A 25,353-nucleotide genomic window follows, 5' to 3' on the forward strand; every position below is an offset into this window, starting at 1 on the left:
AGGACGTCATCACCGCCGACGCCGCCGCATGGCCGCGTCGCCTGGGCCGGTGCTCCGCCTTCCCTTTCCGCACCTGTGTGCGTCCCGTCGGTCCGGCGTCGCCCAGCGCGCCCGGACCCGGCGATCTAGCTCAGAGAGGCACCCCCATGGCCGCTCCCACCGTAACCGCAAGCCTGAACGCGTCGGCCTTCCCGCCCGGCGCCCAGATGCTGCTGACCGCCACCTACTCCGACGCCGACACCAAGCCGCTGACCGTCACCATCGTGGTGACCGACGCGCAGGGCAACAGCAGCGCGCCCGTCAAGGTCACCGCGGTCATCGACCCGCTCACCCTGACCGTCACCGACAACTCCGGGCGGACCTGGACCCGGGTCTCCGACAACGGCGCGGTCGCCGTCTACCGGGCGGTGGCGTGATGCCCCGCGTCACCGTGCAGGTGCGCGACGCCGCCGGCAACACCGCGACGGCCAGCGCCGACTACACCGTGGGTGGCCAGCCGGTACTCGGCGGCTACTACCTCTCCGGGGGTGCCGACCCGACCGCCGACATGGCCGGCGGCAACTTCCGCTCACTGACCCAGTACCGCAGCTTCGCCGACGGCTACATCTTCCCCGGCTACAACCGGCCCTGGCTGATCACGCTGGGCCGGGAGGGGATCCAGATGAACATGGTCCTGGAGCTGAAGCACTACGGCGCCCCGGACGGCCCGCAGACCTTCACCGTGGACGGCACCACCTACACCGTGCCCGCGCCGTCGATGACCATCCAGCAGCGTCCCGGCACCAACTGGCCGAAGGCGTACGGGTACGGCCAGGTGGTCAGCGGTCAGTGTGACGGGTTGTTCGCCCGCGCGCTGGCGCAGTATCGGACGCTCGGCTTCGGCGTGAACATCCAACTCGTGTCCGAGTTGGACACCGACCACGAGTTCGGCACCACCGAGGGCGGTGTCGGGTACACCTGGGCGCAGTCCGACGCCCGGGCGGTGCAGGCGATCAACTACATCCTCACCTGGTTCAAGGCGCGCACGCTGCCCGGCGGTACGACCTTCTCGATCGGGATCGCCGGCTTCGACCGAGCCTGCTTCCAGCGCGTCCACCCCGAATCGTTGATGGCCCGGCTGGACTTCCTCCAGTGGAACGTCTACGGCACCAACGCCAGCCACACCGCGCTGGCCCGGTTCCGCCGTACCAAGGACTGGGCGGTGGCCGACCTCGGGCCGTTGGCGCTGTCCCGTCCGGTGCTCATCGCCGAGTGGGGGGTGCGGGTGGCCGAGATCCCCAACCAGGCCGCCTGGATCGCCACCGTGCCAGCGGCCGTCGCCCAGCTCAACGCCGAGCGTGGGCCGTTGATCGCGCGGACCAACTACTTCAACTCCGGGTGGGGCACGCTGACGCCGAAGGCGACCGGGTTGGCCGCGCTGCGGGCGGCCTACTCCACCCCGCCGTACGTCTGAGTCCGCGGCTGGGGACCCGGTCGGTGCGACCACCGACCGGGTCCGAGCGGGGGACCTATGCTCGGATCATGGAACTGCGGATCTTCACCGAACCCCAGCAGGGCGCCAGCTACGACCAACTGCTCGCTGTCGCCCGCTGCGCCGAGGACGCCGGCTACGGCGCGTTCTTCCGGTCCGACCACTACCTCAGGATGGGTGACGGCACCGGGGCCCCCGGCCCCACCGACGCGTGGACCACGCTGGCCGGCCTGGCCCGGGACACCAGTCGGATCCGGCTCGGCACGTTGATGACCGCGGCCACCTTCCGGTTGCCCGGTCCGCTGGCGATCACCGTGGCGCAGGTCGACCAGATGAGCGGCGGTCGTGTGGAGTTGGGCATCGGCACCGGCTGGTACGCCGAGGAGCACACCGCGTACGGCATTCCGTTTCCGCCACTGGCCGAGCGGTTCGACCGGCTGGAGGAGCAGCTCGCGGTGATCACCGGGCTGTGGTCCACACCGCCGGGGGAGCGGTACGAGTACGCCGGCAGGTACTACCCGGTCCGGGACTCACCCGCGCTGCCGAAGCCCGTGCAGCAGCCGCGCCCGCCGATCCTGCTCGGCGGGATGGGACCGAAGCGCACCCCCGCGCTGGCCGCCCGCTACGCCGACGAGTTCAACCTGCCGTTCGCCTCGGTGCCGGACACGGCGGCACAGTTCGACCGGGTCCGCGCGGCGTGCGCGGAGATCGGCCGGGACCCGGCCGAGCTGGTCTGGTCCAACGCGCTGGTGCTCTGCTGCGGGCGCGACGACGCCGAGGTGGCGCGTCGGGCCGCCGCGATCGGCCGCGAACCGGACGAGCTGCGGGCCAACGGCCTGGCCGGGACGCCCAGCGAGGTGCTGGACACCATCGGCCGGTACGCGGAGATCGGCAGCGAGCGGCTCTACCTCCAGGTGCTGGACCTCGGCGACCTGGCGCACCTCGAACTCGTCGCCAACGAGGTGATGGCGAAGCTCTGAGCCAACGGGTCGCCGTGGGGATGCCGCTCGCGGTTCAGGCGCGGCGATGGGCGCCCACGCCCGTCCCGGACACGTTCGCGTCCCTCAGCACGGTGTCCAGCCGTCCGTCCCGATCACTGTCCACATAGGTGATGTCGGGAATCCCGTCGCCGTCCACATCGATCTGGACGACATCGGCGACGCCGTCGCCGTCCAGGTCGGTGACCACCTCCACCGAGCCGTCCAGGTGCCGGGTCACGATCGACTGTGGCCCGGCACCGGGCGCACGCGGCGCCGGGCCGGGTGCCGGCACCGGCGTCGGGGCCGGCGCGGGCGCCGGGGTGGGCCGGGGACCGGGCGTGGGCGCCGGATGGCTGGGCAACCCGCTGGCCGACGGGGCGCTGGCCTGCTCGACGCCGCTGCCGGTCGGGTCCAGCTCCTCCTCGGAGGGATACACATCGCCCCGTGGGGCCGGATCACGGTAGCTGCTCATGGGCGTAGGGTTCCCCGGCGATGACGAGAACAACCGTGCCCGATCGACCGGTGTCCCCGGTGGGTGGTTTGGCGGAAGATGCTGGAACCGACGCCACGGTCATGAACGGGGGTCCGAGCGTGGAACTGCGCCGGAATCGGGGAGCCCGTGCGCTCGCTCTGGTGTGCGTACTCGGAGGGGTGCTGCTCCTGGTCTATCCCAGCGACGGCGCCCTGCTACGGACGATCATCGCGGGCGGCGCCGTCGCGCTGGGCGTCGTGGCGCTGGCCAGCGCGCTGCGGCCGTTCCGATTCGGGATCGGCCCCGACGGGCTCAGCATCCGACGACCCGGCCTGCGCCGGGACATCCCGTGGGCCGAGGTCGACACGTTGGTGCTCGACGAGCCGCCCCGCCGCGACGGCTACCGGAAACCGCCGCGACTGCTGCTGGTGCCCGTTTCGGGCGTGCCGCTGGAGCCGGTGACCGCCCGCCACCCCCTCGACGGCCGCCCCGCCATCGAGGTGCTCGTCCTCGACCAGGTCCGCGAGCAGCCCGACCAGGTGTCCGCCGCGCTCACCCAATATGCCGGTGACCGTTTCGTCGACCTGCTGGCGCTGCGCCGAGCGGCCTTCGCCGACCCGGACCTCCCGGTGGGCCTACGCGGCTACCAGATGGACCGGGTCGACCGGTTGATCCGACGCGGCCAGGACGCCCTGCTGTCCGGGGACGCGCCGACCCGGCAGGCCGCCCGGGGTGAGATCGAACGCGCCGGCGCGGCCGGTCTGCCGATCGCCCAGCGTGGCTACCACACGTTCCAGACGGATACGGTTCTGGACGCCCTCGTCGCCGCGCTGGCCGACCACCCGTCCACCGATCGGGAGACCGCAACATGATCGCGCACGGACCGCACGCCACTCCGGCCACCGCGGCCGACGTTCCGCGCCGCAACTGGGCCGGCAACGTGCGGTACGCCGCGCGGGCGTTCCACCGGCCGACCTCCACCGACGACCTGCGCCGCCTGGTCGCCGGCAGCACCCGGATCCGGGCGGTGGGCAGCGGGCACTCCTTCAACCGCCTCGGCGACACCGACGGCGACCTGGTCACCCTCGCCGGCCTGCCCCCGGTCGTCGAGCTGGACCGCGAGCGCGGGCAGGTCACCGTGAGCGGCGCGATGCGCTACGGCGACCTCGCCCGACACCTGCACACCCAGGGGTACGCGCTGGCCAACCTCGCCTCGTTGCCACACATCTCGGTGGCCGGCGCGGTGGCCACCGCCACCCACGGTTCCGGTCAGGCGCACGGCAACCTGGCCACCGCGGTCGCCGGTCTGGAGTTGGTCACCGCCGACGGTGACCTGCTGCGGGTCGGCCGCGAGACCGACCCGGACACGTTCGCCGGCATGGTGGTCGGTCTCGGCGCGCTCGGCCTGGTCACCAGGGTCACCCTGGACGTGGTGCCGGCCTTCGAGCTGCGCCAGTACGTGTCACTCGACCTCGACCGGGAGGCGTTGGACGAGGCGCTCGGCTCGGCGTACAGCGTGAGTGTCTTCACCGACTGGCGTACGCCTCGGCTGCGTGAGGTGTGGCGCAAGCAGGCGGCCGACCAGTCGCCGCCGCCGGCGGACTGGCTCGGCACCACAGCCGCCACCGAGCCACGGCACCCGGTGCTCGGCATGCCACCGGAGAACTGCACCCCGCAGCTCGGCGAACCGGGTCCGTGGCACGAGCGGCTGCCGCACTTCAAGCTCGGCTTCACCCCGAGCAGCGGCGACGAGTTGCAGTCCGAGTACCACGTGCCGCGTACGGCGGCGGCCGACGCGCTCGCCGCGCTGGACGAGGTCGCGCACCTGATCGCACCGGTGCTGCTGGTCTGCGAACTGCGGACCGTGGCGGCGGACGAGCTGTGGCTCAGCCCGAACCACCAGCGGGACAGCTTCGTCGTGCACTTCACCTGGATCGACGACACCGCGGCCGTACTGCCGGTGGTGGCCGCCGTGGAGGAGCGCCTGGCACCGTTCGCGCCGCGCCCACACTGGGGCAAGGTCTTCGTCACCGACCCGACGGAGCTGGCGGCCCGCTACCCCCGCCATGCCGACTTCGCGGCCCTGCTGCCCCACCTGGACCCAACCGGCAAGTTCCGCACGGCCCTCCTAGACCACCACTTCCCCCGCTGACCCATGATCACCGCGGGGTAGCCGGGGTGCGCAGGGTGCTGCGTTGGACGGCTCGGCTGATGTCGCTGGGGGAGACGATTCCGGTTAGGCGGCCGTCTTCGCTCACCACCAGGGCGCGGCCGTCGGCGCACTCGCTGAGCCGGGGGAGCAGGTCGTTGAGCTGCTCGCCGGGCTGCGCGAGGACCAACTGGTCGGCCCGGCAGGCCACCTCGGCAAGCGTGGTCGACGCCCGCCGCTCGGCCGGCACGCCGCGTACCCGGTCGACGGTGACCAGGCCGATCGGCCGGCCCTCCTCGGTGAGGGGCAGCGCCGAATGCCGGTACGCGAACAGGTAGTGGTCGACGAAGTCGGCGACCGTCATCTCCGCCGAGGCGGTCTGCGGGTGCGGCGTCATGACGTCACCCACCCGGACCCCGCGTAGGGCGCTGCCGGTGCGGGCCTGCCGTTCCTCGGTCCCGGCGGCACCGATCAGGAACCAGCCGATCAGGGCCAGCCAGAGCCCGCCGAAGCCGACTCCGGACAGGAACTGCCACAGCCCCAGGCCGATCAACAGGACGCCCAGCACCCAGCCCGCCCGCGCGGCGACCACCGACGCTCTGGTCCGGTCACCGGTGGCCTTCCACACCGCGGCGCGCAGCAACCGGCCGCCGTCCAGGGGCGCGGCCGGCAGCACGTTGAAGATGGCCAGCAGCACGTTGATGCCGGCCAGCCACGCCACCGCCCCGAAGAGCAGTCCGTCCTGCCCGGACAGCGCGAGCAGCGCGGCGATCGCGCCGAAGAATGCCCCGAGCAGCAGGCTGACCAGGGGGCCGACCCCCGCGATGCGCAGCTCCGCGCCCGGGTCGCGCGGCTCGCCCCGCAGCTCGGCCACGCCGCCGAACAGCCACAGCGTGATGCCGTCGACCTCCAGCCCGTTGCGCTTGGCCACCACCGCGTGCGACACCTCGTGGGCGAGCAGGCCGACGAAGAAGACCACCGCCGCGGCCAGCCCGGCGAGGGTGTACGCCACGGACGAGCGATCGGGGTACGAGCGGGGGAACTGATTGGCGGCCAGACCCCACGCGATCAACGCGAAGATGACCAGAACGCTCCAGTTGACTCCGACCGGCACTCCCGCGATCCGACCAAGTCGGAAACTGGCCCTCATCCCACCGAGATACCCCAGTCGGGCCCGCTCATGCCAGACCCGACTGAGCCGGACACGCGACGCCGCCCACCCCAGCGTCTTGCCCCGGGACTGCGCCTGATGGGCGGGTCAGCGGCGGGGACTCTCGCTGGCGATTGTCGCCTCCCGCGGCAGGGCCGCCGCTCGCAGCGCCCAGTCCAACGCGTAGTCGGCGACCTCCTCCCAGCCGTCCTGCCCGACGGTGAAGTGTGATCGGCCGGGAAACTCCTGGTAGGCGGTGAGCGCCCGGGACTTCTGGTAGAGCGCCGCGTTGGCCCGGACCACTGACGCCGGCACCACGTGGTCGGCCCCGCCGGCCAGCAGCAGCAGGGGTGGGCGGTTGTCGCGTGTGGTGTCGACCCGGGCCGGCGAGCGCGGGTCGACGTTGGCGAAGGCGCCCTCGAAGAACACCCGGCCGGCACCGGGGACGGCATAGCGCTGATACGCCCGGTCGGAGTCCTCGCGGCTCATCACGTTGCCGAAGGTGTAGGCGAAGTCGTCCGGGGTGAACGGGACGGCCTTGCTCCGGTTGGCGGGGCTGCGCAGGATCGGGAAGCCGGAGCGCAGTTGGCTCAGCGGCACCTTGAGCACCCCCTTCACCGCCGCCGGGTGCACCCCCACCACCGCTGAGCCGAGCCCCCGGTCGGCGAGGACCTGGGCGAACAGTCCGCCGAACGAGTGGCCCATGATGATCGGCGGTCGGGGCAGCGCTCGGATGATCTTGTCGTAGTGCGCGACGATCGTGGCCATGCTCTGCTCGGCGATCGGGCTGGGGTCGTCGCGCAACTGCTCCACGGATCGGTCCATCCCCGGCCAGGCCGGGGCGATGACGTGCATGCCGCGCCTGGTGTACCGCTCGACCCACCCCTGCCAGCTACGGGGGGTCATCCAGAGTCCGTGGATCAGCACGATCGTGTCGACCTGGCCCTGCGGCATGGAGCCCATCGCATCCTCCCGGTGTCGCGGCGTCCGGCCCGGCGGTTACCCGCTGCCGCGCCGGGAATTCCTCCGCCGGCGCTCGCCTCGTCGTGCCCTGCGCGGGCCTCGCCGTGCCCTGTGCGGGGCGGACATGGCAGAGGGCGTGATGACACAGGGGCATATTGATGACTCAGAGGCATCACGCCCGCCGTGGTGCCCGCTCGCGCGGAGGTCACTCTGTGTGCCGCCCCGGCCCTGACAAATGTCACGGTCGGAACGTGACGACCGCTCCGGGCCTCGAGGTCCGCGCCGCCGGAGCATGAGTGCCATGACCAGTACGCATCCGGCCGTCGAGTTGAACGGCCTCACCAAGACCTTCGGCGCGGTCACCGCGGTCGACGGGCTGAGCCTGCGGGTGCAGCCCGGCGAGGTGGTGGCGTTCCTCGGCCCCAACGGGGCGGGCAAGACCACCACCATCGACATGCTGCTCGGTCTGGCCCGCCCGGACGAGGGCAGCGTCCGGATCCTCGGCGGCACCCCGGACGACGCGGTGGCCCGGGGTCGGGTCGCCGCCGTGCTCCAGACCGGCGGGCTGCTCAAGGACCTCACCGTCGGCGAGACGGTCGAGATGAGCGCGCACTTCTACCGGCACACCCGCCCGAGCGCCGAGGTGTTGGAGCGGGCCGGTATCGCCGACATCGCCGGGCGGGTCGTCGGGCGGTGCTCCGGCGGCCAGCAGCAGCGGTTGCGTTTCGCGCTGGCGCTGTTGCCCGACCCGGATCTGATGGTGCTCGACGAGCCGACCACCGGCATGGACGTCGAGGGCCGGCGGGACTTCTGGCAGGCCCTGCGCCGCGACGCGCGGGCCGGCCGGACCGTCATCTTCGCCACCCACTACCTGGACGAGGCCGACGCGTACGCCGACCGGATCGTGCTGGTCCGACAGGGGCGCATCGTGGCCGACGGCACCACCGCGGAGATCAAGAACCTGGCCGCCGGCCGCACGGTCCGGGCCACCCTGCCCGGTGCCGACCAGGCCGCGCTGGCCGCGCTGCCCGGCGTGGACGCCGTGGAGGTACGCGGCGACAGCGTGCTGGTGCGCACCGGCGACTCGGACGCGATCGCCCGGCACCTGCTCACCCGGACCGACGCCCGGGACGTGGAGATCACCTCCCGCAACCTCGAGGACGCCTTCCTCGCCCTGACCACCGCGCACCCCGGAGCCTGAGATGACGACCGTCACCCCCACCCCCACCCGTGCCGTCGAGCCGGACCGTCGGCTGCCCGCCCTGGGCGGTTTCGCCCCGGGCGTCCTTCGCATCGAGCTGCGCCGGGTGCTGCGTAACCGCCGCACCCTCGCCTTCACGCTGATCATGCCGGGCGTCTTCTTCCTCATCTTCGGCCTGCCGCAGGGCGGGCAGTCGCTGGACAACGGCCGCCCGGTCACGGCGTACGTCATGATCAGCCTGGCCGTGTACGCGGCCATGGTGGCGACCACCAGCGCGGGCGGCGCGGTCGCCACCGAGCGGGCACTGGGCTGGAGCCGTCAGCTGCGGCTCACCCCGTTGCGCCCGACCGCGTACGTGGCGACGAAACTGGTCACCGCGATGACCCTCGGCCTGCTCGCCGTGGCCGTCGAGTTCCTGGTGGGCGCGGCGGCCGGTGTACGCATCCCCGCGTACGTCTGGCTGTTGTCCGGGCTCGCCGCCTGGCTCGGCTCGCTGGTCTTCGCCGCGTTCGGCCTGTTCATCGGCTACCTGGTGCCGGCCGAGAACGTCATGCAGTTCATCGGCCCGATCCTGGCCGTGCTGGCCATGTTCGGCGGGCTGTTCGTCCCGGTCGAGGTGCTGCCGGAGGTGCTCCAGCAGGTCGCGAAGTTCACCCCGGTGTACGGCATGGGTGTGCTGGCCCGTGCCCCCCTGACCGGCGACGGGGTGAGCGTGGCGGCGGTGGTCAACCTCGTCGGCTGGGCGTTGGTCTTCGGTGTCGGTGCGGCCCGGCTGTTCCGCCGGGACACCGCGCGGGTCTGACCACCCCGACGGTCAGCGCCTGCTTCATCAGAACTGGCCGGCCTACGGCGGGCCCGGACGACGACCGGCGGCGTTGCGGTTTCGTCCAGATACAACACCGGTATCCGAACGAAACCGTGCCTTGCCGGATCGCCGCCCGGACTCCGCCTCGGCTCGACCGCCCTGATGAAGCAGGCGCTAGCGTGGACCCGATGGACCTCTCGACCGGGCAGCCCTGGCCGGTGAACCGCCACTGGCGGTTCACCGGCTGGCTGCTGGCGGCCGTCTGGCTGTTCTTCCTCAACGTGCCGCTCGCCACCGCGTTGCACCAGCCGGAGCTGTGGCGGCGGGCCGTCGGGGTGGTGGCCCTGGTCGCCTTCGGCATCGGTTACGTGCTGCTGTTCCAGTGGGCCCGCAAGCAGCGCCAGACCCTGCGGCCGATCCCGGCGGGTCGGGCGCGGGCCGGGCTGGTGCTGCTGCTCGCGGTGGGCCTGGCCAGCATGCCGGGCACCGGTGGCGACTGGTTGGCGACCCTGGTCTACGTGGCGGCGGCGAGCGTGTTCCTGCTGCCGCCCCGGGAGGCGTTGGCAGTCGTGCTGCTCTGCGCCGTGACCCCCGTGCTGACGTCCTGGCTGGTGCCGGGCTGGCAGGCCGAGAGCGGCATCGTCTTCGCGGTGCTGCTCGCCTCGTTCGCGATGTTCGGGGTGTCCCAGCTGGCCCAGCGCAACAGCGAACTCCGGGCCGCCCAACAGGAGATCGGCCGACTCGCGGTCGCCGAGGAGCGGGCCCGTGCCGCCCGCGACCTGCACGACATCCTCGGGCACTCGTTGACCGTGGTGGCGATCAAAGCGGAGTTGGCGGGCCGGCTCATCCAGGTGGACCGCGACCGCGCCGCCACCGAGATCGCCGAGGTGGAGGCGCTGGCCCGCGCGGCGCTGTCCGACGTGCGGCAGACCGTCGGGGCGTACCGCGAGGTCACCCTCGCCGCGGAGCTGGCCGGCGCCCGCTCCGCGCTGGCCGCGGCGGGCATCGCGGCGGATCTGCCGGCCGAGGTGCCGGTGCTGCCGGACGGGTGGGACCGGTTGTTCGGGTGGGCGGTACGGGAAGGGGTGACGAACGTGGTCCGGCACAGCGGGGCGCGGTGCTGCACGGTCCGGGTACACCCGGACGGGGTCGAGGTGAGCGACGACGGTCGGGGTCCGTCCACCCCCGACGCCAACGGGCACGGGCTCGTCGGCCTGCGTGAGCGGGCGCGGGAGTTGGACGCCGTGGTGAGCGTCGGCCGCCGGCCCGACGGGAGTGGCTTCCTGCTGCGGGTGCACGCCCCGGCGGAGGCCCGGTGAGTGCCTCCGGCCTGGGCCGGTCCAACCCGATCCGGCTGCTGCTCGCCGACGACCAGGCACTGGTCCGCGGCGCGCTGGCCGCGCTGCTCTCGCTGGAGGAGGACCTGAGCGTGGTGGCCGAGGTCGGCCGGGGCGACGAGGTGGTGCCGACAGCCCGCCGCAGCAACCCCGACGTCGCCCTGCTGGACGTGGAGATGCCCGGCCTGGACGGGATCGCCGCCGCCGCCGCGTTACGGACCGCGCTGCCGACCTGCCGGGTGCTGGTGGTGACCACCTTCGGTCGGCCCGGCTACCTGCGTCGGGCGATGGAGGCGGGTGCGAGCGGCTTCGTCGTCAAGGACACCCCGGCCCGGCAACTCGCCGACGCGGTCCGTCGGGTGCACGCCGGCCTGCGGGTGGTCGACCCCACGCTGGCCGCCGAGACCCTGGCCGCCGGGGTGAGCCCGCTGACCGACCGGGAGACCGAGGTGCTGCGGACCGCCCGCGGGGGTGGCACGGTCGCCGACCTGGCCGGGGCGCTGCACCTGTCCGAGGGGACGGTACGCAACCACCTCTCGGCGGCGATCGGCAAGACCGGTGCCCGCAACCGGGCCGAGGCGATCCGGGTCGCCGAGCAGAACGGTTGGCTGCTCGGCGAGTGACGCCCGCCGGTCAGGCGGTCGGGGGCGGGGTGGGCAGCTTGTCGACGACCACCACGCTGCTGCCGGGGCGGACCTCGGCGAGCAGCTCCCGCTGACCACTGCGGGTCAACCGGATACAGCCGTTCGTGGTGTTCTCGCCCAACTCGTCGTCGTTGTGCCAGGTGTGCACCCCGATGTGGGCACCCCGCAGCCCGGCCGGCACCGACTCGGGGTCGTCGGGCACCGAGCCGAGGGCGTAGATGTCCACCCCGCCGTAGACCTCCTCGGGCGGCGGGGTCCGGCCCAGGACGAAGGTCCGCCCGAGCGGAGTGTCCTGCCCCGACTGGCCGAGGCTGATCTCCCAGGAGCGCACCGCCGTGCCGGCCCGGTACCAGGTGAGCCGGTGGACCTTGCGTTCCACCACGATCTGGTCGCGCAACGCCACGGTGTCGAACCCGCCGGGAGGCAGCCAGGCGAGCCGCCGATTGGCCGAGGGCAACAGGACGGCAATCCAGCCGGAGCGCCGGTCGGCGATCGGCATGGTGAGGTCGACGCCGCTGATCGTTGGTTCGAGGAAGGCTCGCGGACGGCCGCCGGGCGCGTCGTACGCGGTGATCCGCCTGGTCGGGTGCGCACCCTCGGTCAGCGGCGTGGTGTCCATGGTGGCCGGATCCGTGGGGAAGCCCCCGGGCGCCGGGTCGTAGTCGACCACCGGCAGCCCCGCCGGGGCGGGCGCGGCCGGGGGAATCGACTCCTCGGCGCTCTGCTCGACGGTGCTCGGCGTCGGGTCGGCCGCGATCCGTCGGTCGGGTGCTGTCGTGCCGGGGGTCAGGGCCTGACCCACCAGCAGCGCGGCCACCAGCAGGGCCGGCACGGCGATGGCGGCGGCCACCCAGGGGCCACGGCGGCGATACGGGGACTTTCCGTCAAACAGCACTAAACCACTCTAAGGTGGCGGACGGTTCGAGGCCCCCGGTTCGGTGATACCCGCCGACCGAAGGTCTCGACCCCGCTCCGAGGTGGACGGCAACGCACGTCGACGCCACTCGGTTCGATCCCGGCCCAGAAATTTTTCCTAACGGATGATCCGCGCGCCCCGCCGGTCCGTACTGGATGGGGGAGCAGGGGTCGGCCGGTGGTACGCCGCCGCGAGACGATCGAGGAGCACATGGCCCGGGCACAGCAGAACCAGAAGGCGGCCACCGTCCGGACCAGCGCCAGCAGTCGGGGGGTACGCACACCGTCCCGGTCGGCAGCCACCATGCTGATCGCGTCGGTGCTCGCCGCACTGTGGGCGGCGGTCATGCTGACGGGCGCCGGACAGAAGGCGTACGCGTACGGCTTCTTCTTCACCGAGTTCTTCGCCGGGGTGATCTCCCTGGTGACGTTGAGCCTCACCGTGATGCTCGGGCTGCTCGCCACCGACCGGCTGGTGCTGCGCATCTCGCACCGGGTGCTGATGCAGTCGGCGCACCGGGCCACCGGCGTACTGGGCGTGGCCGGGCTCGGTTTCCACGTCCTCACCAAGATCGCTACTGGGCGGGCCGCCGCGACCGACGCGCTGGTGCCGTTCGTCGGCGGCCGGGGGCTCTACGTCGGGCTCGGCACCGTGGCCGCCCTGCTGATGGTCAGCGTGATCTGGACCGGGATCATCCGCGCCCGCTTCGCCGGCGTCGGTCCCAAGTGGCTGTGGCGCACGCTGCACTCCACCGCGTACCTGGCCTGGCCGTTCGCCGTGCTGCACGGCCTCAACGCCGGTCGGGCCGCAGCTCCCTGGGTGGTGTTCAGCTACCTGGGCTGCATCCTGCTGGTGGTGCTGGCCCTGCTGGTCCGGCTCTCGGTCACCATCGGCCGGCGCAGCCGCGAACAGCACCAGGCCGCGGTGCGTAACGCGGTGCTGGCCGGGCGGGCCAAGGAGACGAACACGGGCCGGAAGCTGCTGGCCGGGCTGACCCGACGCAAGAACGCCGACGCCGACACGCGTCCCGGCTGGGCGGACACCACCACCGCGACGTGGGCCGCGCCGGCCGCGCGTCGCGATCCGGACCGGTTCACCGTCCCGGTGGTGCCCGAACCTGGTTCCCTCGTCGAGCCGACCCGGCCCAGCCGCCGCCGGCGGGTGGAAGAGCCGGCGGCCGGCCGCGACACCGAACGGCCCTCGCGCGGCCGGCGGGACGAGGTGGAGCCCGCGACCCGCCGGTCGCGGCGCAGCGTCGAGGAGACCGTCACCCGTGGACGCGACGACGAGGAGGTCGAGCCGGTGACCCGGCGGCGCGGCTCGCGTACCCGGGACGAGGCGGTGCCGACCGGACGGCGACGCGTCGAGGAGCCGGCCGCCGAACGGTCCAACCGCCGGTCCCGCGACGAGGACGACGGCACCCGGTACTCGGCACCGCCACGGCCGACGGTCGAGCCGGAGGAGCCGTGGGACAGCCCGCGCCGGTGGCAGGCCGCCGAGCCGATCTCCGCCGGCCCGGTCTCCGTCGAGCCGATCTCCGCCGGCCCGATCTCGGCCAGCCCCATCTCGGCGACGCCGCGCAGCGGCAGCGGCCGGCACAGCGTCGAGGACGACGTGCCGGAGGAGCCGGACTACTGGCGTCCGCCGGCCCGGTACGTGCCGGACGAGGTCGCGCCGCCCGTCGACGACACCCCGACCCTTGTCGACCTGGCGTCCCGGCGGGCTCGGCGGGCAGCCGGCGAGGGCCGGTCCGCCAAGCGCCGCAAGGCCAGCGCGGACGCGGTGGACGGGGCGTACTGGGCTGGGCTGCGGGGTGAGGCGAAGTGATGCGCACCGCGGTGCCACCGGTCGCCTGCGTGGGCGAGCCCCGGCTCACCGCCGGCTTCGCCGAGTACGGCCGGCTCGACCTGGCCGCGCACGAGGAGGTGCACGGCCCGATCGGCCCGATGGAACCGGCGCAACTGCTCCGGCTCGCCGAGGGCATGCAGCTCAAGGGCAAGGGCGGGGCGGGTTTCCCGTTCGCCCGCAAGCTGCGCGCCGTCCTGGAGTCCTGCGAACGGCAGGACCTCGCCGCCGTCGTGGTCGTCAACGCCAGCGAGGGGGAGCCGGCCAGCTGGAAGGACAAGGTGCTGCTGACCCGCGCCCCGCACCTGATCCTGGACGGCGCGGCGCTCGCCGCGTACGCGCTGGACGCCGACGAGATCGTCATCGGTGTCGCCGACGACGGGGTCGGTCGGGACTCGCTGATGGAGGCCCTCGAAGAGCGCCGGATGCCGGTGCTGACCACGATCGTCACCGTGCCGCACCGGTTCATCTCCGGCGAGGGCGGCGCGCTGGTCAACGGGATCAACGGGCTGCCGCACATCCCGCCCGGCACCAAGAAGCGCTCCAGCGACTCCGGGGTCAGTGGCCTGCCCACCCTGCTGTCCAACGCCGAGACGTACGCCCAGCTGGCCGTCGGCGCCCGCCTCGGCCCGTACGAGTACGCGGCCCTCGGCACCGACGACGAGCCGGGCACCGTGCTGCTCACCGTGACCGGCGCGGCGGGCCGACCGGCGGTGGTGGAGTGCACCGCCGGCATGCCGCTGCGCGACGTCCTCGACCTGTGCGAGGTGCCGGAGATTCAGGGCATCCTGATGGGCGGCTACCACGGCAAATGGATCACCCCGGAGGCGGCGGAAACGGCCGAGGTGTCCCGCAAGGGGCTGGCGGCGGTCGGCGGCACGCTCGGCGCGGGCATCATCATCCCGCTCGGCGTCGACACCTGCCCACTCGGAGAGGCCGCCCAGGTGGTGCGCTACCTCGCCGGGGAGTCCGCCGGCCAGTGCGGACCGTGCAAGATGGGCCTGCCGGACCTGGCCCGCGCGGTGGACCTGGCTGTGGCCGGCAGTCAGCCGGCCGAGGTGGTGCGGGCCGCCGCCGGCGAGGTGAAGGGTCGGGGCGCGTGCAGTCACCCGGACGGCACCGCCCGGTTCGCGCTCTCCGCGATCGAGGTCTTCGCCGAGGACCTGCGGCTGCACAGCACCGGTGACGGCTGTGGTCGACGCGTCAAGGGTGTGATGGGGCTGCCCGGCGCACCCGACGCGAACCCGCAGAAGCTCACCCTGGACTGGTCGCGCTGCGACGGGCACGGCCTGTGCGCGCACGTCGTACCGGACTTCATCCGGCTCGACGCGAACGGATATCCCGCCTTCCCGCCCACCCCCGTGCCGACCTGGCTGCGGGAGGGTGCGTTGAAGGCGGTCAAGGTGTGCCCCGAGCTGGCTCTCCGCCTCGCCAAGGCCGAGTAGGGAAAGGGCACCTCCCGGACAACTGTGGAACGGAGACACGGATGCGCAGCTGGCACGCTCGGGGGCGACGGTCCCGGATCGGTGTGGGCCGGCGGGCCGGCGCCGCCGTGGCGCTGGCCACCGCACTGCTCGGCGTGGTCTCCTGCACCGGTACGGCCGCCCCGCCCGCGGCGGTCGCCGCGCCGGCCACCACAGGTGCCCCGCCAGCCGCCAACGCCACCGCGACCGGATCGCCGAGCACGGCCCCGGCAGCGGTCCCGGACGCGCTGCGCTTCACCGGCACCACCCTCACCGGGGCGGCGTTCGACGCGGCGCAGCTCGCCGGCAAGCCCGTGGTGCTGTGGTTCTGGGCGCCGTGGTGCGCCACCTGCGCCAGCCAGGCCTGGACGGTCGCCGAGATCGCGCCCCGCTACCGGGAAACCGTGCCGATCATCGGCGTCGCCGGCCTCGGCGAGCAACGCGCGATGAAGGAGTTCGTCACCGAGTTCGACCTCGCCGGGACGCCGCAGATCGAGGACCGCAAGGGCGCGCTCTGGAAGCGGTTCAGGGTGACCGAGCAGAGCATCTTCGTGATCATCGACCGGAACGGCCGGGTCGTCCACCAGGGCTTCCTGGACGGTGAGGCGCTCGCCGCCCGGGTCGCCGCCCTGGCCGGGGCGTGACCGCCGCCCTGCTGCTCGCGCTGACCGCCGGCATGCTCGGCGCCGTCAACCCGTGCGGCTTCGCGTTGCTGCCCGCGTACCTCTCGCTGTTGGTCGCCGGGGCGTCGGACGCCCGCGGCGCGGTCGGCCGCGCGCTCACCGCGGCGGCCGGGCTGACCCTGGGGTACGTGCTGGTGTTCGGCGCGTTCGGCCTGGCGCTCGCGCCGCTGGCCGGCTGGCTGCGGCCCCGGCTGCCGTGGCTGACCGTGGTGCTCGGCGTGCTGCTGGTGACGGCCGGCTGTTGGCTGCTCGCCGGCCGGCGGCTGCCCGCCCCCGGCTGGTCGGCCCGAGCGCCCCGGCTCACCCGCACGTGGCCGTCGATGGCGCTGTTCGGCGCGGCGTACGCGCTGGCGTCGCTCGGCTGCGCCATCGCGCCGTTCCTGGCCATCGTGGTGACCAGCCTCCGGGCCGGCTCGACGGGTCAGGGGTTGGCGCTGTTCGGCGCGTACGCCCTCGGGATGGGCCTGGTGGTCGCGGTCGCCGCGCTCGCCGTGGCGCTGCTGCGCGACGGGCTGGTGGCCCGGCTGCGCGTCGCCGGCGCGCTGGTGCCCCGCCTCAGCGGCCTGGTGCTACTGCTCGCCGGCGGCTACGTCGCCTGGTACGGCTGGTACGAGCTACGCCTGTCCGCCGGCCGCCGCGACGCCCTGCGGGACCCGGTGATCCGGGTGGCCGCCGAGGTCCAGCGCACCCTGGCCGATGCCCTTGACGCCGTCGGCCCAGCGCCGCTGCTGGCCACACTGGCCACACTCCTGCTGCTGGCCACCCTGGCCCGCCGCCCCCACCCCCGCCGCCCCCACCCCCGCGATCTTGCGGTTTCTGTCGCGACAAAAACCGCGGAACACCACGTTTCGGCGACAGAAACTGCAAGATCGGCGACGTGAGCGGGGTCGGGGCGGGGACGGGTCGGGTTGGGGTTAGGGGGTTAGGCGGTCGGTGCCCAGGCGGTCTTGGAGGACCTTGGGGATCAGGACACTGCCGTCGGCCTGCTGGTTCTGCTCCAGGATGGCCGGGAAGAGCCGGCTCGTGGCCAGGGCCGAGCCGTTGAGGGTGTGCACGAAGCGCGTCTGCTTGCCGCCCGGCTCGCGGTAGCGGATGGCCGCCCGCCGAGCCTGGTAGTCACCGGCCCAGGAGACCGACGACACCTCCTTGTACTTGCCGGTGCTCGGCATCCACACCTCGATGTCGAGGGTCTTCTTCATCGACGCGCTGGCGTCACCGGCCGAGAGCAGCGTGCGCTGGTAGTGCAGGCCCAAGCCCTCGACCAGGCTCTCCGCGTGGGCGAGCATCTCCTCCAGGGCCGCGTCGGCCTGCTCCGGCAGGGTGAACTGGAAGATCTCCACCTTGTTGAACTGGTGCCCGCGCACCGTGCCGCGCTCGTCGGAGTGCGAGCCGGCCGACTCCCGCCGGTAGCACGGGGTGTACGCGAAGGCCTTCAGCGGCAGCTTCGGGGTCTCCAGGATCTCGTCCTGGTACGCGCCGAGGATCGCCGTCTCCGAGGTGGGCAGCAGGAACTGCCCGCGCGGGGCGGACTCGGCGTCGAGGTGGTAGACGTCGTCGTAGAACTTCGGGAACTGCCCGGCGGCGAAGCCGGCCGAGTCGAGCAGCAGGTGCGGCGGGAGCAGGAACTCGTAGCCGGCCCGGACGTGCTGGTCGATGAAGTAGTTGAGCAGCGCCCACTCCAGCCGGGCGCCGATGCCCGTGTAGATCCAGAAGCCGGAGCCGCCGAGCTTGACCCCACGCTCGTAGTCGACCAGGCCCAGCGCGCGGCTCAACTCCACGTGGTCGCGGACCTTGTCGATCACCGGCGGCTCGCCGAAGGTCTTCACGACCTGGTTGGCTTCCTTGCCACCGGCCACCACGTCGTCGGCCGGCAGGTTGGGCAGCTCACTCATCGCCGTACGCAGCCGCGACTGCACGTCGTCCAGTTGGGACTCCAGCTCGGCGAGCTGTCGACGCTCGGCCTCCGGCGCGGCGGCCTGCGGCTCCTCGCCGGCCCGCTTCGCCTGCGCGTACGCCCGGGCCTCCGCCTTGCGGCGTTGCCGCTCGGCATCGATCTCCGTGATCAGGGCGCGGCGTTCCTGGTCGAGCCGCTGGATCTCGTCCAGCGCCCGAGTGACCTCGGCGGGATCCAGACGCTTCGCCAGCGCGGTCGCCACCGCCTCGCGATCCTTCCGGATCAACTCCATGTCGAGCATGCTGCTCCGTACGCCTCCGTCCGGGGTTCACAGGTGAACCACCAGATGCTACCGTCGCGGGCTTTTCCTCCCGGAACGGGGAGTGCGGGCCACCGACTCAGAGCCGGATCGGCATCAACACCGAATAGGTGTCCGCGTCGTCCGTGCGGCGCACGGCCAGCGGGGCGATCGGTCCGTCCAGCTCCAACACGAGTTGCGCCGCGCCGGCCGCGGTCAACGCGTCCAGCAGGTAGCCGCCGTCCACCCCAACCCGCAGCGCGTCGGTGCCCAGTTCGGCGGCGGCCAGCAGCCGCAGCGCGCCCTGGTCGTCGACGCCGAGCACGGTGACCGCCCGGGTCGTGCCGTCGTGGTCGCGGGCGACCGTGGGGGCCGCCGGGTCGGCCAGCGCGGCGCGCAACGCCGCCACGTCCACCGGGACCCGGCGCGCGGTGGGCCGCTCGCCGACGGCCTTGCGCAGCAGCCTGCGGTAGTCCGGGAAGTCGTACGGCAGGGCGGTGCCGGTCAACGTCCGGCCGGCCACCAGCACCCGCAGCTCCGCGCCGGCCACGGTCAGCCACACCGGTCCGGCGTCGGTGGCGTCGAGCAGCGGCCGGAGGTCATCGACGAGGGCGACCGGCACGAACACCCGCGCCCGGGGGCCGTCGACGTCGGCCGTGGCGCGGGCGAGCGCCAACCGGTACCGGTCGGTGGCGACGAGCCGGACGCCGTCCGGCTCCACGTCCAGCAGGACACCGGAGAGCATCGGCAGCTCCGGGTCGACGCCGACGGCGAAGCGCACCGCGTCGAGCGCGGCGGCCAGGTCGGTGGGGGAGAGCAGCAGCGTGGTGGTGGCCGGCTGGGCCGGGTCGACAAGCGCGCGGAGTCGGGCGGCCTCCCGGCGGGCGTCGGTGAGCCCGTCGGCCAACCGGCGCAGGTGCGTGTCGAGCAACTGGTGCACGGCCGCCGGCTGGGCGCGGACGGCGGCGGCGATCTCCGGGACCGGCATCCCGATCCGGCGCAGCCCGGCCACCAACCGGGCCGGCGTGATCTGCTCGTCGGTGTACCAGCGGTAGCCGGTCACCGGGTCCACCAGGGCCGGCTCCAGCACCCCCGCCGAGTCGTAGAAACGCAGCGCGCTGACGGTCAGGCCGCTGGCCCGGGCCAACTCGCCGATGCTGTGCAGGTCACTCACGTCGGGCATCCTGCCCCCTCGACCCGGTCGAGGGTCAAGCCGAGGGTTCCAGCACCCGGAAGGTGAGCCCGGCCCGGATCAGCCGGTCCAGCAGCGCGTCACCCATCGCGGCGACGGGGGTGAGCTGGCCGGCGGTCGGCGGCAGCTCGTCGAGCGCCAGGCAGAGCGCCGACTCGGCGAGCATCTTCGCCGTCTCGTCGTACCCCGGGTCGCCGCCGGCCACCTCGGTGACCACCCGCTGCCCGCCGCCGGTGCCGACGAACCGGACCCGGAACCAGGACGCCGCCCGTTGCTCGGGCGTGGGTCCCTGCCCGGAGGCGAGCCGGCCGAGCAGCCACCGTCGGCTGGGCGGCAGCTTCACCAGCCCAACCAGGGCGCCGAGCCCGACCGCGCCGGCCAGCACGGTGGGCAGCCGCTTCACGGCGGCGAAGTGCCGGTACCGGAAGTCCGGGCCGTACTCCGGACGGGCCGCCGCCGACCGGCGGACCACCTGCGGATCGATGGTCGGCAGCGGCACGGTCCAGATGCCCAGCTCGGCGGAGCGGGCCAGCCGGCCGGGCACCGCGCGGACCCGGCGGTCGGTGGGGCGCGGCTCGACCGCCCGGCGCTCCCGGGCGGCCTGACTGGCCTGCCCGCTACGGGAGAACGCGGTGAGCGCCGAATGGTAGGTGCCGGCGGAGAACCGGCCACCGGCGCGGACGTAACCGTCCACGGTGATCGGGGCGTCGGCGGGGAGCTGCTTGACCGTGAACCAGACGCCCAGGTCGTGCGGGATGGAGTCGAACCCGCAGGCGTGCACCAGCCGCGCGCCGGTGCGGGTCGCCTCGGCGTGGTGGCGCACGTACATGAGGTCGACGAACTCCGGCTCGCCGGTGATGTCCAGATAGTCGGTGCCGGCCGCCGCGCACGCCGCGACCAGCGGCTCGCCGTGGTGGACGTACGGGCCGACCGTGCTGGCGACCACCCGGGCGCTCTCCGCCACGGCCCGCAGCGAGTCGGCGTCGGTCACGTCGGCCGTGAGCAGCGGCAGGTCGGCCAGTGTCGGGTCGACCGCCGCGAGCCGGTCCCGCACGGCGGCGAGGCGGTCCGGGTTGCGGCCGGCCAGCGCCCAGCGCAGTCCGGCCGGGGCGTGTCGGGCCAGGTAGTCGGCGGTCAGGCCACCGGTGAACCCGGTCGCCCCGAACAACACCACGTCGTACGTCCGCTCCCCAGCCATTCTGAGAGTGTGCCATTCACGGTCCCCGACGGCAGCGCACGAGGAGGGCGTCAGGGTGTGAACACGGCTCGTACACAGCCGTCGGCCCGGTCCCGGAACAGCGCGTACCCCTCGGGGCCGCGCGCCAACGGCAACCGGTGGGTGGCCAGGTGTTCGGTGCGCAGCTCGCCGCGGGCCATCCGGTCCAGCAGCATCGGCACGTCCCGCAGGTCCGGCCGACCGGCCCCGCGCAGCGTCAGCCGTCGCTCGGTCACCGCGCCCAGGCCGAACGCGTCGACGAACCCGTCCGTCCCGCCCAGCAGCACCACCACACCGCCCTTGCGGCACGCGTACACGGCCTCGCGTGTCGCGTCCGGCCGGTCGGCACGGCCGCCGAGCCGCTCGGGCGGCGGCGCGCCGACCGCCACCACGCAGACGTCCGGCCCCCGCCCACCGCTGCGCTCGCGCAACTCCGCCGCGACGTCGGTGCGACGGTAGTCAAGCGGCTCCGCGCCGACGTGCCGCTCGGCCATCCGTAACCGCTCCTCGTACCGGTCGACGACCAGCACCCGGGCGGCTCCGCGCAGCACCGCCGCCCGAGCGGTCAACTGACCCACCGCCCCCGCGCCCCAGATCGCCACCACATCGCCGGGACGCACGGCACCCAACTCGGCGGCCAGCCACCCGGTCGGCGCCGCGTCGGCGGCGAACACCGCCCGGTCGTCGTCGACCGCGTCCGGCACCCGGAACGCGCCCACGTCGGCGTACGGCACCCGCACGTACTCGGCGTGCCCGCCCGCGAATCCGCCCGCCGCGCGGGGACGGCCGAAGGAGCCGGCGTCCGAGTGTCCCCAGCCGGGGTCGGCGCTCGCCGGGTCGGCATGGGCGTTGTCGCAGCAGGAGTGCAGGCCGTGGCGGCAGTACCAGCAGCCGCCGCAGGCGACGCTCGCGCCGACGACCACCCGATCGCCGGTGCGGTGCCGGCGCACGCCGGGACCGACCTCGACCACCTCGCCCAGGAACTCCGCCCCGAGCACGTCACCGGCCCGCAGCAGCGGGTTCCGGCCGGCCAGCAGCGGCAGGTCCCCGCCGGATGTGGCGCTGCGGCGGACCCGGACGATGACGTCCCGCTCGTTGCGCAGCTCCGGGTCGGGCACCTCGCGTACCGCCACCTCATCGGTGGCCACCCAGCACAGCGCCCTCACCCGCGGACCTCGGGGCGGTCGAGCGCGGACCGGTCGGCGCGCAGCACCTCGCCGGTCTCCGCCCGCTGCTTGATCTGGCGCAGGACCCGGCGGACCAGCAGATGAGGGTCGTCGCCGACCAGGTGCGCGGCCAGCCCGACCGGCGGGCTGGCACCGGCCACCGGTCGGGCGGCCAGCTCGGTGCCCCGATCGCCGGGCGCGGGGCGCACCCGCACCTCGACCGCGCCGTCCAGGCGGCGCAAGGGCTCCGGCCACCGACCGGCCGGAAGCACCTGCTCGGGCGGCCGATCGACGGTCACCACCTCCCACCGGAGCGAGGTGACCGGGTCGCGGTCCGCGCCGGTCCGGCGGCCCCACCGGGGTACGCGCAGCCGGCGCAGCCCGGGCAGCGCCACGCCACCGAGGCCCGCCCGCACCAGCCGTCCCATCGCTCCCACCGGTTCCACGTCCTCCCCGTCCACGTCCCCGATCGTCGGTCGCGGTCGGGTGAAGCGTGCTCGCCCGGAAGGGGTGAACCGCCCCGCGCCGGGTAACCGCACGCCGACCGGGGGCGGAGCGCGTGGTGGGGGTGGGGCTGGGTGCCAGAACAGCAGAGTCGCGTGCGCGTCGACCCCGCGGCGGAGTCACCGCTGCTGGCGTCCCGGCTGACCCCGGCCGTGCCACCGGAGCCGGTGCTCGCCCGGCCCCGGCTGCTGCGCCGGCTGGACGAGGGCGCTGCCGGACCCGTCACCGTGGTCGCCGCCCCCGCCGGCTGGGGCAAGACCACACTGCTCGCCACCTGGGCGCGGCTCGACGGTGGGACGCCCGACGTCGAGCCGGGCGCGGTCGTACCCGACTCTGGTGACCTCTCGGTGTCGCCCGAGGACAGCCCGGTCTCGGCCTGGGTGTCGGTGGAGGTCGGCGACGACGCCGATCGGCTCTGGGCGTACCTCGCGGCGGCGTTGCGGACCGCGACCGGGTCGGCGGAGGACGGCCCGGTGCCCGACCGGCCACCCCGCCCCGACCAACTGGAACTGTTGGCCGCCACCCTCGCCGCCGCGGACCGGCCGGTGCTGCTGATCCTGGACGACCTGCACCGGGTCGCCGACCCGGCGGCGCTGCACGGCGTGGAGTTCCTGCTGCGGCACGCCGGGCAGCGGCTGCGTCTGGTGATCGGGGCGAGGGCCGGGCTGCACCTGCCCCTGCACCGGCTCCGCCTCGCGGGCGAGCTGACCGAGATCGGCCCGGACGAGCTGGCGTTCACCGACGACGAGGTGGCCGACCTGCTCACCGCGCACGGCGCGGCCCTGCCGGCGGCCGACGTGCGCCAGTTGCGCGAACGCACCGGGGGCTGGCCGGCCGCGCTGCGCATCGCCGCCCTGGCGGTACGCGGGCAGCCCGACCCGGGGCGCTGGGTGGGGCAGTTCGGGGGCGACCAACCGGAGATCGCCGGCTACCTGCGTGAGGAGGTGCTGGCGACGCTCGACGCGGCCGAGGAGGACCTGCTGCGCCGGACCGCCGTCGTCGAGAGCGTCTGCGCCGACCTGGCCGGGGCGCTGACCGGCCGCGCCGACGCCGGGCAGGCGCTTGCCGACCTGGCCGGGACGGGTGGCCTGCTGCACCGGGAGGACACCCGTCCGCCCTGGTACCGCTGCGATCCGCTGCTCGCCGACCTGCTCCGCGCCGACCTGGCCCGGCTGCCCGGCCCGGAGCTGCGCGATCTGCACGTGCGGGCGGCCGACTGGTACGCGGGTGACGGACGGCCGGCCGACGCGCTGCGGCACGCGCTGACCGCCGGCCGGTGGGACCTGGCCGGCGACCTGTTCGTCGCGCACTGGCCGGAGCTGACCCGGTACGACAGTGACCCCGTGCACGCCCCGGCACCGGGCGCTCCGCCGGTGGAGGTGATCCGGGCCGACCCGGAGGTGGCCCTCGCCTACGCCGCCGAACGCGCGTACGCCGGCGACCTCCCGGCCGCCACCGGTCACCTGCGCGCCGCCGCCGGGCACGCACCGGGCCTGCCGGTGCCTCGCCGGCAACGGTTCCTGCGGCTGGTCACCGCGCTGGAGTTGACGGTGGCCCGGCTCGCCGACGACCCGGTGGAGGTGCGGGCCGCCGCCGCCCGGCTGCTGCGGACCCGCCCGCCGGGCGCCACACCGACCCGCCTGCCGGACCCCGCGTCGTCGGGCGGTGCCGCGTCGTCGGGCGGTGCCGCGTCGTCGGGCGGTGTCGCGTCGTCGGGCGGTGCCGCGTCGTCGGGCGGTGCGACGTTGACGGCCGGCGGGAGCGGCGCCGCCGACGACGCCGACCTTCGGGCGTTCACCGGCACCGCCCTGGGGCTGGTCGAGCTGGCCGGCGGTGGGCTGCCGACCGCCCGGTTCGTCCGGGCCCGGGCTGCCGCTCGGGAGGCGGGCCGGCCACGTACCGAGTTGGTCGGCGTCAGTCGTGCCGCGCTGCTGCTCGCCGTACGCGGTGAACTGCGGGCGGCCGAGCAGGCGGCCCGGGAAGCGCTGGGCATGCCGCCCTGTCGGGGCTGGTCCTGTCGACTCGACTGCGCCTACGCGTATCTGGCGTTGGCCCAGGTGGCGCTGCTGCGCGACCAGCCCGACGAGGCCACCGCGAACCTCAACCTCGCCGGCCCGGCGCTCGGCGTCGCCGGCGGCCTGGTCGACGGCTCCGCGGGAGACGCGGGCGGCGGCCGGCTCGCCGCCGTCCGGGGCGAGCCCGTGGCCACGGCGGTGGCCGCGCTGTGCCGGGCGCACCTGCACCGCGACTCCGGCGACCCGGCAGCCGGCCAGCGACTGCTCGTCCAGGCCCGGGAGGCGCTCGTCGACCTGCCGTCCGCCGCCGAGTTGACCAGCCTGCTGCGAGCCGCCGAGGCCGACCTGCGCGCCGAGCGCGGCGACCTGGACGCCGCCCGCGACCTGCTGGTCGGCGCGGACACCGACCCGGTGCTCGCGGTGGCGTCGGCGAAGGTGGAGCTGCTGGCCGGCGACACCGCTGCCGCCGGCCGCGGGCTGCCGGCCTGGCAGGCGCCGGCGGCCACCGCCTGGCCCCTGCCGGTACGCCTGGACGCCGGCCTGCTGGACGCGGTGCTGGCCGGTCGCGCCGGGGACGGAAGGCGGGCGGGTCGGCTCCTCGAGCAGGTGCTGGATCTGGCCGGGCCGCAGGGCTGTCGGCGCGTCTTCACCCACGCCGGGCCGCCGGTGCGCGACCTGCTGGCCGCGCACCTGGACGCGGGGACCGCCCACTTCACCCTGGTCAGTGACCTGGTACGCGGGGCCGGGCCGAGCACCGCCCGGCCGGCCGCCGAGCCGAGCGGCCCGCTCGACGAGCCGCTCACCGAGCGGGAGTTGACCATCCTGCGCTACCTGCAGAGCATCCTGTCCAACGTGGAGATCGCCAGCGAGTTGTCCCTCTCGGTCAACACGGTGAAGACCCACGTTCGCAACATCTACCGCAAACTCGACGCGACCCGCCGGCGCGAGGCGGTCCGGCGGGCGCGCGAGTTGCAGCTGATCTGAGCGGG

Annotated in this window: 23 protein-coding genes; 14 read left to right on the forward strand and 9 right to left on the reverse strand. The window is 74.2% G+C overall.

The genetic code is table 11. The annotated features are described in order from the left end of the window. Nucleotides 1-146: 146 nt before the first annotated feature. The 3 genes from AB0O48_RS24810 (at nt 147) to AB0O48_RS24820 (ending at nt 2,451) form a co-directional block, all read left to right on the forward strand. Nucleotides 147-416: a hypothetical protein gene (locus AB0O48_RS24810; RefSeq protein WP_365068610.1), complete on the forward strand. Its 270-nt coding sequence runs from the start codon at nt 147-149 to the stop codon at nt 414-416. Next, nucleotides 416-1,453 (forward strand): hypothetical protein, encoded by a 1,038-nt coding sequence (locus tag AB0O48_RS24815; RefSeq protein ID WP_365068612.1) that lies wholly within the window; start codon nt 416-418, stop codon nt 1,451-1,453. Before AB0O48_RS24810 ends, AB0O48_RS24815 begins: the two co-directional genes overlap by 1 nt. A 68-nt stretch (nt 1,454-1,521) precedes the next feature. Next, nucleotides 1,522-2,451 (forward strand): LLM class F420-dependent oxidoreductase, encoded by a 930-nt coding sequence (locus AB0O48_RS24820; protein ID WP_357244773.1) that lies wholly within the window; start codon nt 1,522-1,524, stop codon nt 2,449-2,451. A gap of 34 nt (nt 2,452-2,485) precedes the next feature. Here the strand turns inward: AB0O48_RS24820 and AB0O48_RS24825 are convergent, their stop codons facing one another. After that, on the reverse strand, nt 2,486-2,923 hold the full coding sequence (locus tag AB0O48_RS24825) for a hypothetical protein (protein WP_365068614.1): 438 nt from the start codon (nt 2,921-2,923) through the stop codon (nt 2,486-2,488). A gap of 161 nt (nt 2,924-3,084) precedes the next feature. On the opposite strand from AB0O48_RS24825, the gene AB0O48_RS24830 reads away from it, so the two are divergent. Then, a complete protein-coding gene (locus AB0O48_RS24830) occupies nt 3,085-3,795 on the forward strand; it encodes a hypothetical protein (protein ID WP_357244777.1) in 711 nt (236 codons plus the stop codon). Next, nucleotides 3,792-5,075: an FAD-binding protein gene (locus tag AB0O48_RS24835; protein ID WP_357244779.1), complete on the forward strand. Its 1,284-nt coding sequence runs from the start codon at nt 3,792-3,794 to the stop codon at nt 5,073-5,075. Before AB0O48_RS24830 ends, AB0O48_RS24835 begins: the two co-directional genes overlap by 4 nt. A gap of 7 nt (nt 5,076-5,082) precedes the next feature. Here AB0O48_RS24835 and AB0O48_RS24840 read toward each other — a convergent pair whose 3' ends face one another. Continuing rightward, a complete protein-coding gene (locus tag AB0O48_RS24840; protein WP_357244781.1) occupies nt 5,083-6,222 on the reverse strand; it encodes a site-2 protease family protein in 1,140 nt (379 codons plus the stop codon). A 108-nt stretch (nt 6,223-6,330) separates the two neighbouring features. Then, nucleotides 6,331-7,185 (reverse strand): alpha/beta hydrolase, encoded by an 855-nt coding sequence (locus AB0O48_RS24845; RefSeq protein WP_357244784.1) that lies wholly within the window; start codon nt 7,183-7,185, stop codon nt 6,331-6,333. A 301-nt stretch (nt 7,186-7,486) separates the two neighbouring features. Here AB0O48_RS24845 and AB0O48_RS24850 point away from each other — a divergent pair, with 301 nt between their 5' ends. From AB0O48_RS24850 to AB0O48_RS24865, 4 genes are all read left to right on the forward strand, one after another. After that, nucleotides 7,487-8,386: an ABC transporter ATP-binding protein gene (locus AB0O48_RS24850; RefSeq protein WP_357244785.1), complete on the forward strand. Its 900-nt coding sequence runs from the start codon at nt 7,487-7,489 to the stop codon at nt 8,384-8,386. Nucleotide 8,387: 1 nt separating this feature from the next. Beyond that, a complete protein-coding gene (locus AB0O48_RS24855; RefSeq protein WP_357244787.1) occupies nt 8,388-9,188 on the forward strand; it encodes an ABC transporter permease in 801 nt (266 codons plus the stop codon). Nucleotides 9,189-9,379: 191 nt separating this feature from the next. Further along, nucleotides 9,380-10,510, forward strand: a complete 1,131-nt coding sequence (locus AB0O48_RS24860; protein WP_365068618.1) for a histidine kinase — start codon at nt 9,380-9,382, stop codon at nt 10,508-10,510. Then, entirely contained in the window at nt 10,507-11,151 is a 645-nt protein-coding gene (locus AB0O48_RS24865; protein WP_357244791.1) for a response regulator transcription factor, read from the forward strand. Before AB0O48_RS24860 ends, AB0O48_RS24865 begins: the two co-directional genes overlap by 4 nt. A gap of 10 nt (nt 11,152-11,161) precedes the next feature. On the opposite strand, the gene AB0O48_RS24870 is transcribed toward AB0O48_RS24865, so the two are convergent. Then, nucleotides 11,162-12,067 (reverse strand): L,D-transpeptidase, encoded by a 906-nt coding sequence (locus AB0O48_RS24870; protein ID WP_365068621.1) that lies wholly within the window; start codon nt 12,065-12,067, stop codon nt 11,162-11,164. Nucleotides 12,068-12,265: 198 nt separating this feature from the next. Here AB0O48_RS24870 and AB0O48_RS24875 point away from each other — a divergent pair, with 198 nt between their 5' ends. From AB0O48_RS24875 to AB0O48_RS24890, 4 genes are read left to right on the forward strand one after another with little or no spacing between them, the layout of a single operon-like run. Next, nucleotides 12,266-13,915: a hypothetical protein gene (locus AB0O48_RS24875; protein ID WP_357244795.1), complete on the forward strand. Its 1,650-nt coding sequence runs from the start codon at nt 12,266-12,268 to the stop codon at nt 13,913-13,915. Beyond that, entirely contained in the window at nt 13,915-15,378 is a 1,464-nt protein-coding gene (locus tag AB0O48_RS24880) for an NADH-ubiquinone oxidoreductase-F iron-sulfur binding region domain-containing protein (protein WP_357244797.1), read from the forward strand. The genes AB0O48_RS24875 and AB0O48_RS24880 overlap by 1 nt, the downstream gene beginning before the upstream one ends. Nucleotides 15,379-15,419: 41 nt before the next feature. Further along, on the forward strand, nt 15,420-16,040 hold the full coding sequence (locus AB0O48_RS24885; RefSeq protein ID WP_357244799.1) for a redoxin domain-containing protein: 621 nt from the start codon (nt 15,420-15,422) through the stop codon (nt 16,038-16,040). After that, nucleotides 16,037-16,960 carry a cytochrome c biogenesis protein CcdA gene (locus AB0O48_RS24890; RefSeq protein WP_357571372.1) on the forward strand — a complete coding sequence of 308 codons (924 nt, stop codon included), beginning with the start codon at nt 16,037-16,039 and terminating at the stop codon, nt 16,958-16,960. Before AB0O48_RS24885 ends, AB0O48_RS24890 begins: the two co-directional genes overlap by 4 nt. Nucleotides 16,961-16,993: 33 nt before the next feature. On the opposite strand, the gene serS is transcribed toward AB0O48_RS24890, so the two are convergent. The 5 genes from serS to AB0O48_RS24915 form a co-directional block, all read right to left on the reverse strand. After that, nucleotides 16,994-18,274 carry a serine--tRNA ligase gene (gene serS, locus AB0O48_RS24895; protein WP_365068624.1) on the reverse strand — a complete coding sequence of 427 codons (1,281 nt, stop codon included), beginning with the start codon at nt 18,272-18,274 and terminating at the stop codon, nt 16,994-16,996. Between the two features lie 97 nt (nt 18,275-18,371). Next, nucleotides 18,372-19,436, reverse strand: coding sequence for a MerR family transcriptional regulator (locus AB0O48_RS24900; RefSeq protein WP_357571552.1), 1,065 nt, complete (start codon nt 19,434-19,436; stop codon nt 18,372-18,374). Between the two features lie 43 nt (nt 19,437-19,479). Then, complete coding sequence (locus AB0O48_RS24905) at nt 19,480-20,661, reverse strand: saccharopine dehydrogenase NADP-binding domain-containing protein (protein ID WP_357571373.1); 1,182 nt, start codon at nt 20,659-20,661, stop codon at nt 19,480-19,482. A 50-nt stretch (nt 20,662-20,711) separates the two neighbouring features. Continuing rightward, nucleotides 20,712-21,845, reverse strand: coding sequence for an alcohol dehydrogenase catalytic domain-containing protein (locus AB0O48_RS24910; protein WP_357244809.1), 1,134 nt, complete (start codon nt 21,843-21,845; stop codon nt 20,712-20,714). Further along, nucleotides 21,842-22,273, reverse strand: coding sequence for a hypothetical protein (locus tag AB0O48_RS24915; RefSeq protein WP_357245191.1), 432 nt, complete (start codon nt 22,271-22,273; stop codon nt 21,842-21,844). Before AB0O48_RS24915 ends, AB0O48_RS24910 begins: the two co-directional genes overlap by 4 nt. A gap of 171 nt (nt 22,274-22,444) precedes the next feature. Between AB0O48_RS24915 and AB0O48_RS24920 the strand changes: the two genes are divergently transcribed. Next, nucleotides 22,445-25,348, forward strand: coding sequence for a LuxR C-terminal-related transcriptional regulator (locus AB0O48_RS24920; protein WP_365068627.1), 2,904 nt, complete (start codon nt 22,445-22,447; stop codon nt 25,346-25,348). Nucleotides 25,349-25,353 lie beyond the last annotated feature (5 nt).

This window comes from Micromonospora sp. NPDC085948, assembly GCF_040686315.1.
Lineage (GTDB): Bacteria > Actinomycetota > Actinomycetes > Mycobacteriales > Micromonosporaceae > Micromonospora.

Coding starts and splice junctions, on each gene's coding strand:
- AB0O48_RS24810 (WP_365068610.1), top strand. CDS start 147: ATGGCCGCTCCCACCGTAACCGCAAGCCTGAACGCGTCGGCCTTCCCG.
- AB0O48_RS24815 (WP_365068612.1), top strand. CDS start 416: ATGCCCCGCGTCACCGTGCAGGTGCGCGACGCCGCCGGCAACACCGCG.
- AB0O48_RS24820 (WP_357244773.1), top strand. CDS start 1,522: ATGGAACTGCGGATCTTCACCGAACCCCAGCAGGGCGCCAGCTACGAC.
- AB0O48_RS24825 (WP_365068614.1), bottom strand. CDS start 2,923: ATGAGCAGCTACCGTGATCCGGCCCCACGGGGCGATGTGTATCCCTCC.
- AB0O48_RS24835 (WP_357244779.1), top strand. CDS start 3,792: ATGATCGCGCACGGACCGCACGCCACTCCGGCCACCGCGGCCGACGTT.
- AB0O48_RS24840 (WP_357244781.1), bottom strand. CDS start 6,222: ATGAGGGCCAGTTTCCGACTTGGTCGGATCGCGGGAGTGCCGGTCGGA.
- AB0O48_RS24845 (WP_357244784.1), bottom strand. CDS start 7,185: ATGGGCTCCATGCCGCAGGGCCAGGTCGACACGATCGTGCTGATCCAC.
- AB0O48_RS24850 (WP_357244785.1), top strand. CDS start 7,487: ATGACCAGTACGCATCCGGCCGTCGAGTTGAACGGCCTCACCAAGACC.
- AB0O48_RS24855 (WP_357244787.1), top strand. CDS start 8,388: ATGACGACCGTCACCCCCACCCCCACCCGTGCCGTCGAGCCGGACCGT.
- AB0O48_RS24860 (WP_365068618.1), top strand. CDS start 9,380: ATGGACCTCTCGACCGGGCAGCCCTGGCCGGTGAACCGCCACTGGCGG.
- AB0O48_RS24880 (WP_357244797.1), top strand. CDS start 13,915: ATGCGCACCGCGGTGCCACCGGTCGCCTGCGTGGGCGAGCCCCGGCTC.
- AB0O48_RS24885 (WP_357244799.1), top strand. CDS start 15,420: ATGCGCAGCTGGCACGCTCGGGGGCGACGGTCCCGGATCGGTGTGGGC.
- serS (WP_365068624.1), bottom strand. CDS start 18,274: ATGCTCGACATGGAGTTGATCCGGAAGGATCGCGAGGCGGTGGCGACC.
- AB0O48_RS24905 (WP_357571373.1), bottom strand. CDS start 20,661: ATGGCTGGGGAGCGGACGTACGACGTGGTGTTGTTCGGGGCGACCGGG.
- AB0O48_RS24915 (WP_357245191.1), bottom strand. CDS start 22,273: ATGGGACGGCTGGTGCGGGCGGGCCTCGGTGGCGTGGCGCTGCCCGGG.